Origin of the sequence: Flavobacterium sp. (assembly GCF_965277525.1) — a bacterium.
Lineage (GTDB): Bacteria > Bacteroidota > Bacteroidia > Flavobacteriales > Flavobacteriaceae > Flavobacterium.
Map to the genome: position 1 here is coordinate 202,424 of NZ_CBDIDC010000009.1, position 15,595 is coordinate 218,018.

A 15,595-nucleotide genomic window follows, 5' to 3' on the forward strand; every position below is an offset into this window, starting at 1 on the left:
TCTTTATTCTTTCTTCTATTCTCTTTATTCTTTATTCTATTCTCTTTATTCTTTATTCTTTCTTCTATTCTCTTTATTCTTTCTTCTATTCTCTTTATTCTTTCTTCTATTCTCTAATGATCAGGCTTCCCATTCTCCTTTTGCAACGAATTGAGCTTTTCCTCCTATTTGAATATCAAAATCGTTCTCGGATAATTTCCCTTTAAAATAAATCTGAGACGGACGACCTATATAATCTCCCTGATAATTAATCAATTCAAACTCAGGTTTATGATATTTTAATAAAAAAGCCTGCAAACAAGTACTCGCGCTTCCTGTAGCTGCATCTTCTACCAATTGATTGTGTTCGATACATAACATTCTGCTAAACAATTTTGAACCTTCTAAATAATAAAAGTATAAAGCCCTATGAGCTGTTTTGCAATTTTTTACCAGCCAATCATTTGTTTTATCTTTGTCTAAGACTAAATTTTCCAAGGCTCTTTTACTACTTAACCCAACCATTACAAATGCACTTCCGGTCGTTACTTCCTGAATTGGAAACTGATTCTCAAAATCATGATTTTTCAGATTACTAAATACTGTAATGTCTTCTTTGGAAAAAATATCCCAAAATTTCGGCTGAGCCGCTTTTAGCCAAATCAAACCTTCAGACTGATGAATAGCAATGGGTCCAATTGGAACATTTAATTTTATATTCTCCGGCGAACTATCAAATATTTTATTCATCAAAACCCATGAAGTTCCAATTATCGGATGTCCCGCAAATTGCATCTCCTGAGATGGTGTAAATATTTTTATCTCGGCCTTATTATTTTCTTTATCAAGTCTGGTTATAAAAGTACTTTCGGCGAAATTAATTTCTCGTGCAATTTGCTGCATTTCTGCTGAACTTAATTTTTCTGCATCCAAAAAAACGGCCAATTGATTCCCTGCATATTTTTTATCGGCAAAAACATCAACTATATAAAAAGGTAAACTCATTTTTTTTCTTTATTTTTTTGAGAAGAAAGAGACAAGATTATAGAAGAAAGACTTCTCGCTTTGCTCCCTTCTCTATTATCTTTTCTCTTGCCTCTATTTTCTTGCTTCTTCTTAAATCTTACTTATTAATCGACGAATTTGTTTTAGACTCTTCTGCTTTTATAGCTGTCAACTCTTTTTTAGCTTCTTCAACAACATCCGGATAATCCGTAAAATTATTGATGACATTATCTAAAATATAAGTTGCCTGGTAGCTGTCTTTTAATCCGTAGAAGTTTTTCGCCATTAAAACTAAACTCTTCGCTCCGTAATATTTATAAGCCGAATAGTTTTTGGCCAGCTTTTGAACCGAAACGTTCGAAGCATCAAACTTGCCTTCTTTTGTTTTAAAATAAGCATCATAATACAACGCTTCTGCTGCCAGCTCTCCTTTTGATGTTGCTGATAATTTAGCGTAAGCCGTTTTTGCTTTGTCTTCATCACCCGTTTGCATTGCTGCGCGCGCTACAATAATTTGCGCATCTGCTTTTACGTTTGCATCTGCTTTTACATTTTGCAACACTTTATCTGCGTATGTAACCGAGTTATCATAATCTTTTTTGTCGTAATAACATTTCATCAAATTAGCTTGTGCAAAACTTTTGTTTTGAGAAGAATCTGATTCATTTTCTAATCGTATTAAAACCGGAATCGATTTATCACAATCTTTTGCTTTCAGGAAAATCTGTGCTAATTTCATTAAAGATTGTTCTGTGAACTCGTTTCTTGGCTGATCAATTACATATTGATAATTAGCAACCGATTTGGTTTCTGAACCTTCTGCATAATACAACTGTGCCAAATAAAAATTAGCTTCTAAAGAATGAAGTCCTGTCGAAAATTTATTGATATAACCTGCAAAATTAGTAATGGCTTGTTTGCTGTTATTTTGGCTGTATTGTTTAAAAGCGGCATCATAAGTATCGTTATCCAATTCTGCATCTGTAACGGCAACAAAGTCTAATGTACGAACCCAGGTTGCATATTCATCTACTTTTCCTGAATCTACATAAATCAGCCTGGCAGTAGAAACGGCTTCTAAAGCTTCCGGAGTTTTAGGAAATTCAGCGGCTACTTTTTTGAACTTAACCAATGCTAGCTGATCACGATCTGAATTGTAATAAATCAAACCTTGCTTTAAAATTGATTTTGAAGTAAAGGCTCCATTTTTATATTCCGCAATTAGCTGATCATAGGTTTTAATCGCCTGATCGTTCTTTTTCTCTGCTGCGTATGTATTTCCCAATTCATATAAAGCATCATCGCGATATTCTGATTTTTTATACATCTGAAGGAAATTATTCAGTTCGTCAATTTTCTTATCGTTTTTAGACATAAAACCATACGACATCGCTTTTTGAAACTGTGCATAATCAGCATCAACGCCTTTTGCTTCAATTGCTTTTGCGTAAGCTTCATTTGCTGCTGTATATTTTGAAGTCACAAAACGGCAGTCTCCCAAACGCAAATACGAATCGTTTAAACGAACTTTATCTTCCTTAGAATTGTCAATTTGAGCCTGAAAAGAATTCCCTGCCTGATCGTATTCTTTCAGTTTAAAATAGGTATATCCAATATTATAATTGATGTTTTTGTACTCATCAGTTGCTTTGGCTGCAGCCAATCCGGCAAACTGCTTGTAAGTCAGTAACGCGTTCTGAAAATCAGCGGTAACATATTCTGTCTCTGCTTTCCAGAAAGTTGCTCGCGCTGTAAACTCAGGAGTTTTTTGTTCGCTGATGGCACTTTTAAACATTTTTCCCGCCTCCTGATAATTCGATTCGTTATACAATTCTATACCTCTGTAAAAAAGTACTTTTTGATACACTGCTTTATTTTCAGCTGACCTGTTTTTCTCTAACAAACTCAAAGCTTCTTTGTAATTTTTAGTCGAAATATAAGAATCTACCAATAATTTCTCTACTTCAGATCTGCTTGAATTGTTTGGATATTTTTTTAGGAAATCAAGTAAAATGCCTGGTACAGTCTGATATGCATTTCCGATATCATAACTCACTTTAGCATAATTTAAAGCAGCATCTTCCTGAATTTGAGCATTAAAATCCATTTCAGAAGCATTTTTAAAAGCGTTTAGCGCTTCTTGCTTTTTACCTGTGTTTAAATAACTTAAACCTAAATGATAATACGCATTTTGAGCGACGAAATCTTTTCCTTCAATAATTTTATTGAACTGAGAAATTGCTTTTTCATATTCTTTTTGCTCGTAATAAGCATAGCCTAACTGATAGAAATCAGTATTGCTCCATTTACCTTTTTTACCTGCATATTGCTCTAAAAACGGAATTGCTTTGTCGTATTGTTTTAGATTAAAATAACTTTCTCCGATAATTTTATTTAGTTCTGATTTTTCAAGTGCATTTGACTTAGCCATTGCTTTTTGTCCCAAATCGATTGCTTTTTGAAAATTTCCTAATTTAAAGTTCATGTCAGCCTGATAATACGAGAGCTTTTCTTTGTATTTTTCTTCGCCTGAAACTTCATCAAAATATTTAGTCGCTTCTTTATAATCATCGCCTTCATACGCCATAAATCCGAGATAGTATTTGGCCTGAGAACCAAATTCAGGAGAATTTACCACTTTATTAAAATAAGTTGTTGCTTCTTTTTTCTTTTTGGCATTGAAATAACTGTATCCTTTTTGGAAATTAAATTTATCCGAATCGGATTTGCTCATGTAACTTTCGTCTACTTTATCGAACCATTGCAATGCTTTTGGGTAATTGCCCTGTTCAAAAAAGTATTGCGCTACTTCGATATAGGCCTGATTTTGTTTTGTACTGGTTGGATAGTTGGTAACAAACTTTTCCATCAAGGCATCCGCATTTGCTTTATTAGTTCTAATAGCACAATTGGCGATATAATAAGCACAATCTGACTGAACTTCTTCAGTCGTGGCATTGTTTTTTACATATTCGAAAATAAGTTGTGCCGAAGCATATTGTTTGTCATTATATAAAGCCAGTGCTTTGTCAAAATCCTTTAAATCGTAAGTGTAAATAGCTGATTTTTGTGCCGAAACTATGGTCGAAATAAGGATAATTGGTAATAAAAAGAACCAGGAAAGTTTACGCATTTTAATTATATTTAGTATTCAAATGTATCATTTTATACCGTTTATAACGAAACGTTTCTTGCTTTTATTATGAACAAAAATTTAACAATGCTTATTTAGAAATTAAGTTTAAATCATATAAGTCATATAAGTAATTATAAGTTAGGAGCTTTACCAAGTTGTTTTCGATAGTAAATCATATAAGTTGTTACGAATAAAAAAATTAGCGTTCCTAATCTAAAATGAACTTATATCACTTCTATGATTAAAAATTCATTTCGGTATTTTCTTCAGAAATGATTCAAATTTATTTTGAATCCAACCGTTATCTTACTACTTTTACCAATCAAATCAATTTATTATGTCACAAACCGTACTGTCTCTTAAAGAAGTAACTATATATCAAGAAGGAAGAAAAATTTTATCTCATATTAATTTAGATGTTCAACATGGTGAATTTATCTATATAATTGGAAAAACAGGTTCCGGGAAAAGTAGTTTCATGAAAACTTTGTACGGTGATTTGCCCTTAACTGAAGGTGAAGGTCATATAGTTGAATTTGATTTAGCAACTTTAAAAGAAAATGATATTCCGTATTTGAGACGTAAAATTGGAATTGTATTTCAGGATTTCAAATTACTTCCGGACCGTTCCGTAAAAGACAATATGCTTTTCGTTCTAAAAGCGACAGGATGGGTTGACAAAGAAGGAATGGAGCGCAAAATTGATGAAGTTCTGGACAAAGTGGGTATGAAAGAATATATCAACAAAATGCCGCATCAGCTTTCAGGCGGAGAGCAACAACGTGTCGCCATTGCACGAGCACTACTAAACGATCCTGAATTTATCTTAGCCGATGAGCCCACCGGAAACCTTGACCCGCAAACAAGTTCTGAAGTTCTTGAGGTATTGAAAAAAATCAACGCGAACGGTAAAACGATTATCATGGTCACTCACGATTATGCTTTGCTATTGAAATTTCCGTCTAAAACATTAAAATGTGAAGACGAACGAATTTTTGAGGTTGTGCAACGTAGCGTGTAATTTACTTTTTTACAAAAACTAAAATATCCTGATAATCATACAGATCAGCTGTTCCTTTATTGGCCCAACTTCCGTATATTTTATTTTCTACTTTCAGATTGCTTGCTTCGATCATCTGGTTAATATAAAATTCGTTAAATGCAATATTAGCCGATGGAACTTTTTCATTCATTAGCCTGTAATTTCCTTTATTGAAAGGAAAAGAAAATGACCTGCTTTTCTTCGAAATTTCAACTTCAAGCTGGTCGTCATATAGAAAAAAAGTAGAAAGACATTTTCCATTTGGTTTTAAAACCCGAAAAATTTCATTTAAATAATTTTGCACTTCAAGAGGTTGCATGTGCGTGAAAACTGAAAATAAAAAGACAGTATCAAAAGAGTTATCCGGATAAGGAAACTTGAAATTTTCAGCCCTTTCATCAGTTAAATGATACAAATCATTATTTAATGGTATGTACTGAAATCTAAAATTTAGAAAACCTTTTGCAATGTGCTCCTCACACCAACTAATTCCTTTTTTAACAACATCAAAGCCTTCATAGCTTCCCGATTTAGTTAAATATTGCGTTAATGGTATCGCTACTCTCCCAATACCACAACCTATATCCAACACGGCATCTTCTGGTTTTATAAAAGCGTATTCTTTTAAAAGAGAAAAAAGATGTTTGCCTTGTTCAGTAAAATCACCACCGCCAATAAAAATATCACCTTTATTTGGAACAAGTTTATTTTTAGCCTTATTTCTAAAATTTAAAAAATCAACCGGAAAATAATACATTTTTCTAACCAGGAATCTTGATCTTGGAGAAATTGCATAATAAATAGTTCTTAAATTCATTTTGACTTTTGGTATATACTTTATTTTTTAGAAATTTGGAATCAATTACAAGAATATAAAAATTATGTTATAAAAAACATTTCCTTTACAAATATATCCTAAAAAACGTATAATGCTTTCTATTCTTATTCCGGTTTATAATTATAATGTTTTATTACTTGTAAACGAACTTGTAAAGCAATGTCGTTTTATTGGGATTACTTTTGAAATTCTTTGCCAGGATGATGCCTCAAATTCTTCAAAAAACATTATAAATCATAAAATCAACTTACTACCTAATGTTACTTTTTTTGTAAATGAAAGCAATTTAGGCAGAGGAAAAAATATCAATTCATTAGCCAGGAAATCAAAATATGATTGGTTACTAATTTTAGATTGCGATACTTTTCCTGCTCAAAATGATTTTATAAAAAAGTATGTGACTATTATTTCTGAATCAGCAGAAAAAATCTTTTTTGGAGGAATTCTTTATGAAAATAAAAAACCTCAGAAAGAACAGTATTTACGATGGATCTATGGACAGAAAAGAGAAACCAAATCAATTCTAACCTCAAATTTATTAATCCAAAAAGACGTTTTTCTTCAATATCCTTTTGATGAAATTATTACAAAATACGGTTACGAAGATTTGTGTTTTTTTGCCGTTTTAAAATCAAATCACTTTGAAATTTCCCGCATAGAAAATCCCACATATCATTTGAATTTAGAAACATCCCTTTTATTTTTAAACAAAACCAAAACAGCTTTAGAAAATCTTATATTTCTTTATGATTCAAATAAAATCGCTTCTGAAGAAAGCAAAATAATTAAATCTTTTGATTTTCTGGAAAAACTAAAAACAACTCGTTTTTCAGCCTTTCTTTTCAGAAAAAATCAAGCAAAAATGGAACGAAATTTACTTTCTCAAAATCCTTCTTTGTTTTTATTTGACCTATATAAATTGGGTTATTATTGCAACTTAAAAAAATAAGCGATATGGTATTTTTTTCTGTTGTTATTCCGCTATACAATAAAGCTGACCATATTGAAAACACAATAAAAAGTGTTCTCAATCAAACTTTTACTGATTACGAAATTCTTGTCATTAATGATGAATCTACTGACGAAGGTGAAGTTTTAGTACAACAATTTAATGATAAAAAAATTCAAATCTTCCATCAAAAAAATCAGGGTGTCTCTGTCGCGAGAAATCTGGGAATAGAGAAATCGACGGGCAAACTTATTGCTTTTCTGGATGCTGACGATTATTGGTTTCCGAATCATTTAGAAGAATTAGCGAATCTGTACCGTAATTTTCCGGATTGCGGAATTTACTGTTCCCGTTATAAAATTAAAATCACTAAAAATCATTCTCAAATCCCTAATTACGAAGGAATAGATCAGACTTTTTACGGAATTGTACCTAATTTTTTTGCATCAAATAAACCATTTAGAATTACGTGGACTTCCTGTTTGGCGATACCAAAGGATGTACTGGAAAATATGGGTGGATTTACTCCCGGCATCACGAATGGCCAGGATCTGGAATTGTGGACTAAAATTGGAATCGAATATCCAGTTGCGATTACCAATATAGTTACAGCTATTTATAATAATGACATTCCAGATAGTCTTGCTAAGAAAAATATTGGTTCAATGGACTTAATGGATTTTGAGCAATTTAAAATCGCCGAAAGAGAAAATCCTTCTCTCAAAAAATTTCTGGACTTGTACCGAATAGAATATGGTTTTCGTTATTATGTATTTGGATTTAAAGATAAAAGTTCATTATATATAAAAGATGTAGATCAACAAAATCTGGGTTTAAAGATTCGTTTTTTATTGAAGCTACCTTCTTTTTGCTTGCATTTTTTTTTAAAATTAAACAACACTCTTAAAAAAATGGGAATTAATCTTTCAATTTACAACTAGAATAATCTATAAACTCATCAAAGTCCCTAATATAATCTTCCTCAATATAAATCTCTGACGCAACTACCAGACAAACTGAACCGGAAGAAAAATTCTGAAGCTCTCTCCAGATCCCGGGATTAATCAGCAACCCCTCATAAGGTTTGTTTAAAGTAATAATTTGTTTCTCTGTTCCATCATTCAAAACCACATCAAAACTACCACTTAAAGCTACTAAAAACTGCTGTAAATTTTTATGTGCATGTCCTCCTCTTTCAGCTCCGCTTGGAACATCATAGAGATAATATACTCTTTTAATCTCAAAAGGGATCGTATCATTTTCTATTACAGAGATATTTCCTCTTCGGTCTTCAATTTTGGGAAGTGTTATTAATGCTATTCTATTCTCTAAATTCATTTTACCCGCTTATAATTTAAATACCCTTTTTGTGCATTCTTAAAAATTTTATACAAAGATCTTATTTTTATTTTTCCTTGTTTCAAATCAAAAAATAACTTGATAAAAATCCAAAATTGATAATTCCGGTTAAAAATTCTGGCAAATAATGCTCCCTGAATATAATAATTTTCGAAAATACTCTTTTTTTGGGAAGTCGTGCTAAAATCATGACTTATAATTATTTCAGGAATAAAAACAAGTTGTTCATTTTTCTTTTTCAGATCAAATAAAAGGATTGCTTCTTCTCCCATTTCAAATGTGCTGCCTAAACCAAAGTTCTCATCAAATGAAACTCCTAAAGTGTCTATTATTTTTTTCTTTAATGTAATTTCAATCGAGCTTGTATTAAGAATATCAAATGAGTTCATTTTAGTTTTAGAACGTGATGGATATTTTTTCAAAAAAGTGCCTTCTGCCTGAAGTGCAGAAAATGTTATTGCTGCAGCATCTTTATATGCATTATGCGAAGCAATAATTTTTGAAAGAAAGCCCTGCTGATAAACTACATCATCATCTGCAATCACCAGTATTTTTCCAACAGCATATTCAAGCGCTAAATTTCTGCTTTTTGACAAACCTTTTTCAAACGAATTTATAATTCTGATATTAGAATAACCAGATGCTAAAATGGTTTCGTTTTGACTTTGATTAACAATTAAAATTGGAAAATTGGAAAAATGAGCAAAAGGAAATATCGGAATCAGGAAATCCAAAGAATCCTTATTCATAGTAGAAATCAAAATTTCAATATCAACTTCTTTATAAATAGTTTCAGATTGTTCCTGCATAGCAAACAAATATAAAAAATGGTTTTGTTTTACTATTGTTTTATAATCTATAATTTCATCGAAAAAAAAAAAGAACTTTTAAATCGATCGCCTAATATATTGTCTATTTTTGATTTTTCTAAATTGACAAATTTAACTTCATTTCTAATAATTTTATGCAAAATAGTCCTTTAGTTAGTGTAATTTGTATGTGTTACAATCATCAAAAGTATGTAGTACAATCTTTAAATTCCGTGCTAAATCAAAGCTATAAAAACATACAACTTATTATTACTGATGACGCCAGTACCGATGATTCTGAAAAAGTAATTCAAAACTGGCTAGAAGATCATCCCAGCCATACTTTCCTTTCTAATACACTTAATTCAGGAAATACCAAAACCTTTAATAAAGCATTGCAATTTGCTACAGGAGATTATATAATAGACTTAGCCGCCGATGATATTTTATTAGAGGATTGCATAGAAAAACAAATAAACACATTTTTGAATTCTAAATTTAATAATGTTGGTATTGTATACGGAAACGTAGAATTAATATCAGAAAACAATTTCCATACTGGTTATTATTACGCTATAAATTCTAATAAAGAAGTAATTGAAAAGCCTGCTGCAGGAGATATTTATTTAGCAATGTTAAGTCAGAACAGCAAAATCTGCTCCGTATCAGCAATGATAAAAAAAACAGTTTTAGAGCGACTAAAGGGTTTTGACGAGGATTTAGCATATGAAGATTTAGACTTCTGGATTCGCGCATCAAGGCTCTATCAATTTGAGTTTATAGATACTATTTTAGTCCAGAAAAGAGAGCTTGAAAATTCACTGGGATCTCAGTTTTATAAAAAATTAAATTCCAGAACCCGAAAAATCAATCACTCTACTTATCTTGTCATCAAAAAGGCAATGCGGCTAAACAAAACCAGAAAAGAAAACAAAGCATTATTAAAACGACTTCATTTTGAGATGGATAAAAGCTTCAGAACGCATGATTTTATACTATTATTAAAATATATTCCACTAGAACTTAAATTGCGATTCTCTTAAAAAAAACAAGCATTTCAAAATGAAATTACTTTCTTACCGAAATTTATTTTTTATAATACTATCCTTTTATTGCCTGATTTTAAGCCAGTTTGGACTTGAAAACTGGGACACTGGCTACATTCCCAGTTTTTCCTGGAGAATTATAAACGGCCAGAATGTTTATCAGGATTTCATATACAAAGGACCACCCGTAACCTTATATTTTCATGCTCTATTTATGAAAATACTTCCTCAGGAAGGTCAGTTTTTCTTTATCAGGATTATTTCTTATTTGCTCTTTTCTTTGCAGGTCTATTTTATCGTTTCAGGCTTTGATGCTATTTACAATTTAAAAAAAATAGGGATTAATAAATGGGGATTAATAATAATTTGTTTCATAGTATCGATGCATAATTTCGGTCCTTTTCCGTGGCCAACAACAGATGGTTTATTATTTGCTTCGATTGCTTTTTGGTTCATGTCAAAAAATACGGAAAACACCAATTTAAGGTTGTTTTTTGTTGCTCTTTTCTCTTTATTATCAGCATTAACCAAGCAATCTTTTTATTTAATCCCTGTACTCTTTACGATTTGGGTTTTCATTCATTATAACCTCAAAAAAGCAATACTTTTTGTGCTCTGTTTAGCACTATTATTTGCTTCTTTTTTATATTGGATTACCAGTATAACAACCATGGCTAACTTCTTGGAACAAATAACCAATCAAACCAAATTCTCTGATTTGATTAAAACCGGCTTTATTTATTATATCAAATGTTTTAGAAGCAAATGGGTATTACTGGCTGTTTTACTATTTCCTTTACTGAACCATTATATCACAACAAGAAAATCACCACTTCTTAAATTAGCTTATTACTTAAAGTGGCTGACATTTTCATTTTTTACAGCAAGTCTTTTATATCATTTTTTTGATGATCAACGGTATGCGTCAGTTATATTTTTCAATTGCTGCTTAGTAGCTTTACTATATCATTACATTGCAAAAAAAGAAACAGTAGCCTTTTTTGCCCCCATAATAGTTTCTTTGGCCATTGCGTGGTCAACTTCGATTAGTCTTGGATATCATTTTACAATTCTTTTTTCGACAGGAATGATCATGAGCTTTGTGGTTTTGTATTATGAAGATTTAAAATCAATTTTAAACTCAAAATATTATTTTTTATTAATTGCCATTTCGGTTTGTATGGTTTCGTTTATTTCAAACAAAACTCCGTATAGAGAAAGTTCGATAACTGAATTAACCTATAGATTAGATTCGGTTTCACCTAAATTAAAATATATTAAAACAGACAAAGATACGTTTGAGCATCATTTAGAATTAAAGCAACTAATACGGAAATATGGATCGAATTTTATTGTCGCTCCAAATACTCCAATGGCGAACTACATCTTTAATACACAAAGCAAATTGCCTGCAGACTGGATCATATCTACCGAAGTCCTAAATAAAGAAGATGTATTTATAAAACTTGCATCTGACAAGAAAAATTATATTTTTGTAGAGCGAACTTACATTGATGGCGAAAATTTAATGGGAGAAGTATTTACGTACAGTAAGATTACTCTTTTTATTGTTAAGAATTTTAATCGTATAGATCAAACCAAACACTTTGTTGTTTATAATTCATTGAAATATAAATGAAAAATTATCTGAATCTAATTCGATTTGATCAATATTTAAAAAACTTATTTGTCTTTGCTCCTCTTTTTTTCGGAAGAGAGTTTCTTTATTTTGACCTACTGCTCAAAGTCTTTCTTACTTTCTTATGCTTTTGCATCGCGTCAAGCGGAATATATATTCTTAATGACTTGTTTGACATAAAGGAGGATAAAGCTCATCCTGAAAAATCTAAAAGACCAATCGCCTCAGGAAAAATAAAGCCACAACGTGCTATTTATATAATGGCGTCATTGATTACACTATCTCTCATATTTTCGTTCCTCCTATCAACACGTTTATTTTTTATAATTGCTTCTTATATTTTACTCAACTTTTTATATTCAAAATGGTTGAAACACATTGCCATCCTGGACATAAATATCATCGCAATTGGATTTATATTAAGACTTTTGGCCGGAACTGCTATTACAGCAATAGTCCTTTCGATCTGGATATTATTAATAACTTATCTTTTAGCTCTTTTCTTAGGAATTGCAAAAAGAAGAACTGATGTTGCCTTGGCACAAAATGGTTTGAAAGTCAGAAAAAATATCGAAGGGTATAATTTAGTGTTTATTGATACTATACTAGGCATTTTAAGCTCTATGATAATTGTATGCTATATATTTTATTGTATCTCTCCTGAAGTGCAAAAACATTACAATTCTCCATTATTATATATATCTATAATTTTTGTGATAAATGGTATTTTTCGTTATTTAAAACTGGCATTAGTAGATAATTCTACTTACTCTCCCACTCTAATTGTTATAAAAGACCGATTCATTCAAATAATGATCTTATGCTGGATTATTTTAATGAGTTACCTATTGTACTTTAACAGATGAAAACAATAGCCTTTTTTGATTTTGACGGAACACTTTATAAAAAAGACAGTCTACTTGAATTTACTAAATTCTCGAAAGGAAACATTGCTTTATATTTGGGTTTAGTACTACTATCTCCTTATTTGATTGCATTAAAACTGGGATTATATTCAAATGAAAAAGCGAAGACTAAATTTATAAGTCATTTTTTCAAGGGCTATAAGTATGTCGATTTTAATATTTTATGTCATAACTTTTCTTTAAAAAAAATCGAACAGAATCTTGCGAAAGATATCTATGCCAAATTCTTAAGTCATATCAAAAATAATGACATGGTTTATATTGTAACCGCTTCAATACCGGAATGGATTCAGCCTTGGAGCCATCAATTTGGAGTCACCGTAATAGGAACAAAAATCGAAATTAAAAATAACCTTCTGACTGGAAATTTTTCAACCAGAAATTGTTTCGGACCCGAAAAAACAAATAGAATAAAAGAGATCATAAATCTTGATGAATTTGACAAAATTTACGTTTACGGCAGTGGCAAAGGAGACTTAGAAATGCTAGCGCTCTCTAAACCTATCATTTAAAGGTGTTTCTACATATAAATATAAAAAAATCGATACCAGATTTAAAACAATAAATTCAAATACAAAATTGGCAGATATTTTATTGACTAGCGTTACAAAAACACCTACATGAATAAGATAAAAAGTATACGAACTTTTACCTAATAATACAAAGAGAGGAGTACTTAGAATCTTTGCTAAGCTAGTTTTTTCGGTAATCAGTCCCCAGAACAAAGGAGCTATACCAAACAATGGCAACATCAAATTATTAATTACGACTCCAGTATAACAATCTTTTCCATCTCCGTTTCCAACTTTTAAAATCATTAATAAATACACACAAATTATTATGACAGTTATTCCTATTGCAGTAACGAATTTTGTTCTAAAATTATCCTGATATTTTTTAACGAATAATGCTAATCCAATACCAATAAAAAATTCGGTTATTCTGCCAAAAAAAGTAAGATTGAGCATGAATAAATTTGTTTTCATCAACCCAAAAGTTTTAAAACCCAGATTATTTATTTCACCAAAAAGATAAACCAGAACCATTCCCAATCCAATAAAAACGACAGGTATAATAAAAAGAAAAAACTTCTTCCTTTTTATCAAAATAAAAAAAACAGGTGCCAGGAAATAGAACATTTCTTCGACAGTAAGAGACCATCCCTGCCCCACTCCTGAGTAAATATAATCCTGAAAAAAACCTCTTAGAAAAGTGATATTCAAGAGGTATATTTTTAAATAAGTCATGCTGTATTGTGCTTTATAAATCGCAAAACAAATGAATGTAATTGTCGTTAAAATAAAATACATGGGATAAATCCTTGCGAATCTTTTCTTCATGAACGCTTTAAAACTAATATGTTCATAATCAAAGTAGCGGTAACAAATTAAAAAACCACTTAAAACAAAAAAAATAGTAACGCCAATATGCAATTCATTAAAAATAGTAAAAGTAGTTTTGCTAAAAACAGGATGAAATAAAAAGAAATGATTCAAATAAACCATATAAGCAGCAATTGCCCGTATACCGGTTAATGAAGCGAAATATTTTTTTTTTGTAATCATTAAATCCCAAATGTATAAGTATGCAAACTAAACCAAATTCTTTTTAAAATAAATACAAAGCACAAACAAATAAAGAAAATTATCAAAGGCCTGCGCTATAACAACTCCCTCGATCCCAAAAATCCTTATAAAATAAAGGCTTGAAAAATATAAAACGACAAGTGATGCTAACTCTGAAATTATAAAAGTACCTGTCAATTTTTTAGCCAAAAATTGAAACCCTAAAATCAAAGAACAAACCTTAAAAACGTCACCCAATAATTGCCAGAAAAACAAGCTTTCGACAGGCAGAAAGTCGGCTGTAAAAAGCAGTCTTATGATAAAAAAACGTAAAAAATAAATCAGCATAACTCCAATAATAAAAACGGGTAAAATGTTTTTATAGTAACTCCAAAATATGGTTTTAGTTTCTTGATTTGTTTTTGAGTTTGACAATTTTGGTAAAAAATAAACACTTAAAAGAGTCGAAACAAATAGTAAATAATAAGAGGAGATTCTAGTCATTGTTTCCCAATATCCTGCCTGATCTATTCCTAAAGTTTCTATGACGTGATTCCGAATTGCCAGTAAAACAAAAGGTCCAAAAACAGCCGAAACCAAAGCCATCAAAGAATAAGACGATAAATTTTTTATTATCCTGAAATCGAATAAACGAAATCGGATCGTATCAAAAAAAGAAATTTCTTTATTGATGAAATAAAACGTTACGAAAAACAATAATGCCGGCGAAATAACAACGGCTAATAATGCTCCTACAGTCTTAAAATTTAAAATTAATAGTACCGACACCAATAAACCGATCGTATTACCAATACAGTTAATCCAGATTACATTTTTGAATTTTCCTAAACCGTTAATTACAGCAAGTAAAAAAATAGAAATAGCATACCAAGGCAAAGCCAAAGCTAATATTTTAAACACCAATGAAAATTCAAAATTATCCCCAAAGATTCTACTATTCCAGAATGAGGCAAGAAAAAAAAGAAGTCCGCTTAAAACAATCACAACGACTAATAGTGCAATACAAACTGTAGCAATTATCTTTTGAATTTCAACTTTATTCTTTTCATTTTCAGCAACGTATTTTACAATTCCGCTCTGAAAACCCAGTGTCGAAATACTTTCCAGCGAAGTCAAAAAATTACGAAGATTTCCAACTAAAGCCATTCCAGCCGGCCCAACAAAAACTGCTAAAAGTTTTGAGGTAATTAACCCAATTCCTATTTTCAACAGTACACTCAGACTATTGAAAGAAGTGATTCTAAACAGGTTGTTCTGAGTATATTTCTTAACGAAGCCCAA

14 protein-coding genes are annotated in these 15,595 nt (G+C 30.8%); 7 read left to right on the plus strand and 7 right to left on the minus strand.

The genetic code is table 11. From position 1 onward, the window contains the following. Positions 1 to 120 precede the first annotated feature (120 nt). Positions 121 to 984: a PhzF family phenazine biosynthesis protein gene (locus ACQY44_RS17960; RefSeq protein ID WP_428231674.1), complete on the minus strand. Its 864-nt coding sequence runs from the start codon at positions 982 to 984 to the stop codon at positions 121 to 123. Between the two features lie 118 nt (positions 985 to 1,102). Next, entirely contained in the window at positions 1,103 to 4,117 is a 3,015-nt protein-coding gene (locus tag ACQY44_RS17965) for a tetratricopeptide repeat protein (protein ID WP_428231675.1), read from the minus strand. 340 nt (positions 4,118 to 4,457) lie between these two features. Between ACQY44_RS17965 and ACQY44_RS17970 the strand changes: the two genes are divergently transcribed. Further along, on the plus strand, positions 4,458 to 5,141 hold the full coding sequence (locus ACQY44_RS17970) for a cell division ATP-binding protein FtsE (RefSeq protein ID WP_428231676.1): 684 nt from the start codon (positions 4,458 to 4,460) through the stop codon (positions 5,139 to 5,141). A 1-nt stretch (position 5,142) separates the two neighbouring features. On the opposite strand, the gene ACQY44_RS17975 is transcribed toward ACQY44_RS17970, so the two are convergent. Further along, complete coding sequence (locus tag ACQY44_RS17975) at positions 5,143 to 5,979, minus strand: class I SAM-dependent methyltransferase (RefSeq protein ID WP_428231677.1); 837 nt, start codon at positions 5,977 to 5,979, stop codon at positions 5,143 to 5,145. 112 nt (positions 5,980 to 6,091) lie between these two features. On the opposite strand from ACQY44_RS17975, the gene ACQY44_RS17980 reads away from it, so the two are divergent. Beyond that, a complete protein-coding gene (locus tag ACQY44_RS17980; RefSeq protein WP_428231678.1) occupies positions 6,092 to 6,949 on the plus strand; it encodes a glycosyltransferase family 2 protein in 858 nt (285 codons plus the stop codon). A gap of 5 nt (positions 6,950 to 6,954) precedes the next feature. Then, positions 6,955 to 7,890: a glycosyltransferase family 2 protein gene (locus tag ACQY44_RS17985; RefSeq protein ID WP_428231679.1), complete on the plus strand. Its 936-nt coding sequence runs from the start codon at positions 6,955 to 6,957 to the stop codon at positions 7,888 to 7,890. Here ACQY44_RS17985 and ACQY44_RS17990 read toward each other — a convergent pair. Beyond that, positions 7,868 to 8,287: a sugar 3,4-ketoisomerase gene (locus ACQY44_RS17990; RefSeq protein WP_428231680.1), complete on the minus strand. Its 420-nt coding sequence runs from the start codon at positions 8,285 to 8,287 to the stop codon at positions 7,868 to 7,870. The genes ACQY44_RS17985 and ACQY44_RS17990 overlap by 23 nt on opposite strands. Continuing rightward, positions 8,284 to 9,117, minus strand: a complete 834-nt coding sequence (locus ACQY44_RS17995) for a glycosyltransferase family 2 protein (protein WP_428231681.1) — start codon at positions 9,115 to 9,117, stop codon at positions 8,284 to 8,286. The genes ACQY44_RS17990 and ACQY44_RS17995 overlap by 4 nt, the downstream gene beginning before the upstream one ends. 155 nt (positions 9,118 to 9,272) lie before the next feature. Here ACQY44_RS17995 and ACQY44_RS18000 point away from each other — a divergent pair, with 155 nt between their 5' ends. The 4 genes from ACQY44_RS18000 to ACQY44_RS18015 are packed head-to-tail and all read left to right on the plus strand — an operon-like array spanning position 9,273 to position 13,240. Then, entirely contained in the window at positions 9,273 to 10,160 is an 888-nt protein-coding gene (locus ACQY44_RS18000; RefSeq protein WP_428231682.1) for a glycosyltransferase, read from the plus strand. 19 nt (positions 10,161 to 10,179) lie between these two features. Further along, positions 10,180 to 11,802, plus strand: a complete 1,623-nt coding sequence (locus tag ACQY44_RS18005) for a hypothetical protein (protein WP_428231683.1) — start codon at positions 10,180 to 10,182, stop codon at positions 11,800 to 11,802. Next, entirely contained in the window at positions 11,799 to 12,668 is an 870-nt protein-coding gene (locus tag ACQY44_RS18010; RefSeq protein ID WP_428231684.1) for a decaprenyl-phosphate phosphoribosyltransferase, read from the plus strand. The genes ACQY44_RS18005 and ACQY44_RS18010 overlap by 4 nt, the downstream gene beginning before the upstream one ends. Next, complete coding sequence (locus ACQY44_RS18015; protein ID WP_428231685.1) at positions 12,665 to 13,240, plus strand: HAD family hydrolase; 576 nt, start codon at positions 12,665 to 12,667, stop codon at positions 13,238 to 13,240. Before ACQY44_RS18010 ends, ACQY44_RS18015 begins: the two co-directional genes overlap by 4 nt. Here ACQY44_RS18015 and ACQY44_RS18020 read toward each other — a convergent pair. Together ACQY44_RS18020 and ACQY44_RS18025 are read right to left on the minus strand one after the other, a co-directional pair. After that, positions 13,214 to 14,293 carry an acyltransferase family protein gene (locus ACQY44_RS18020; protein ID WP_428231686.1) on the minus strand — a complete coding sequence of 360 codons (1,080 nt, stop codon included), beginning with the start codon at positions 14,291 to 14,293 and terminating at the stop codon, positions 13,214 to 13,216. The genes ACQY44_RS18015 and ACQY44_RS18020 overlap by 27 nt on opposite strands. Positions 14,294 to 14,320: 27 nt before the next feature. After that, a complete protein-coding gene (locus ACQY44_RS18025; protein WP_428231687.1) occupies positions 14,321 to 15,595 on the minus strand; it encodes an O-antigen translocase in 1,275 nt (424 codons plus the stop codon).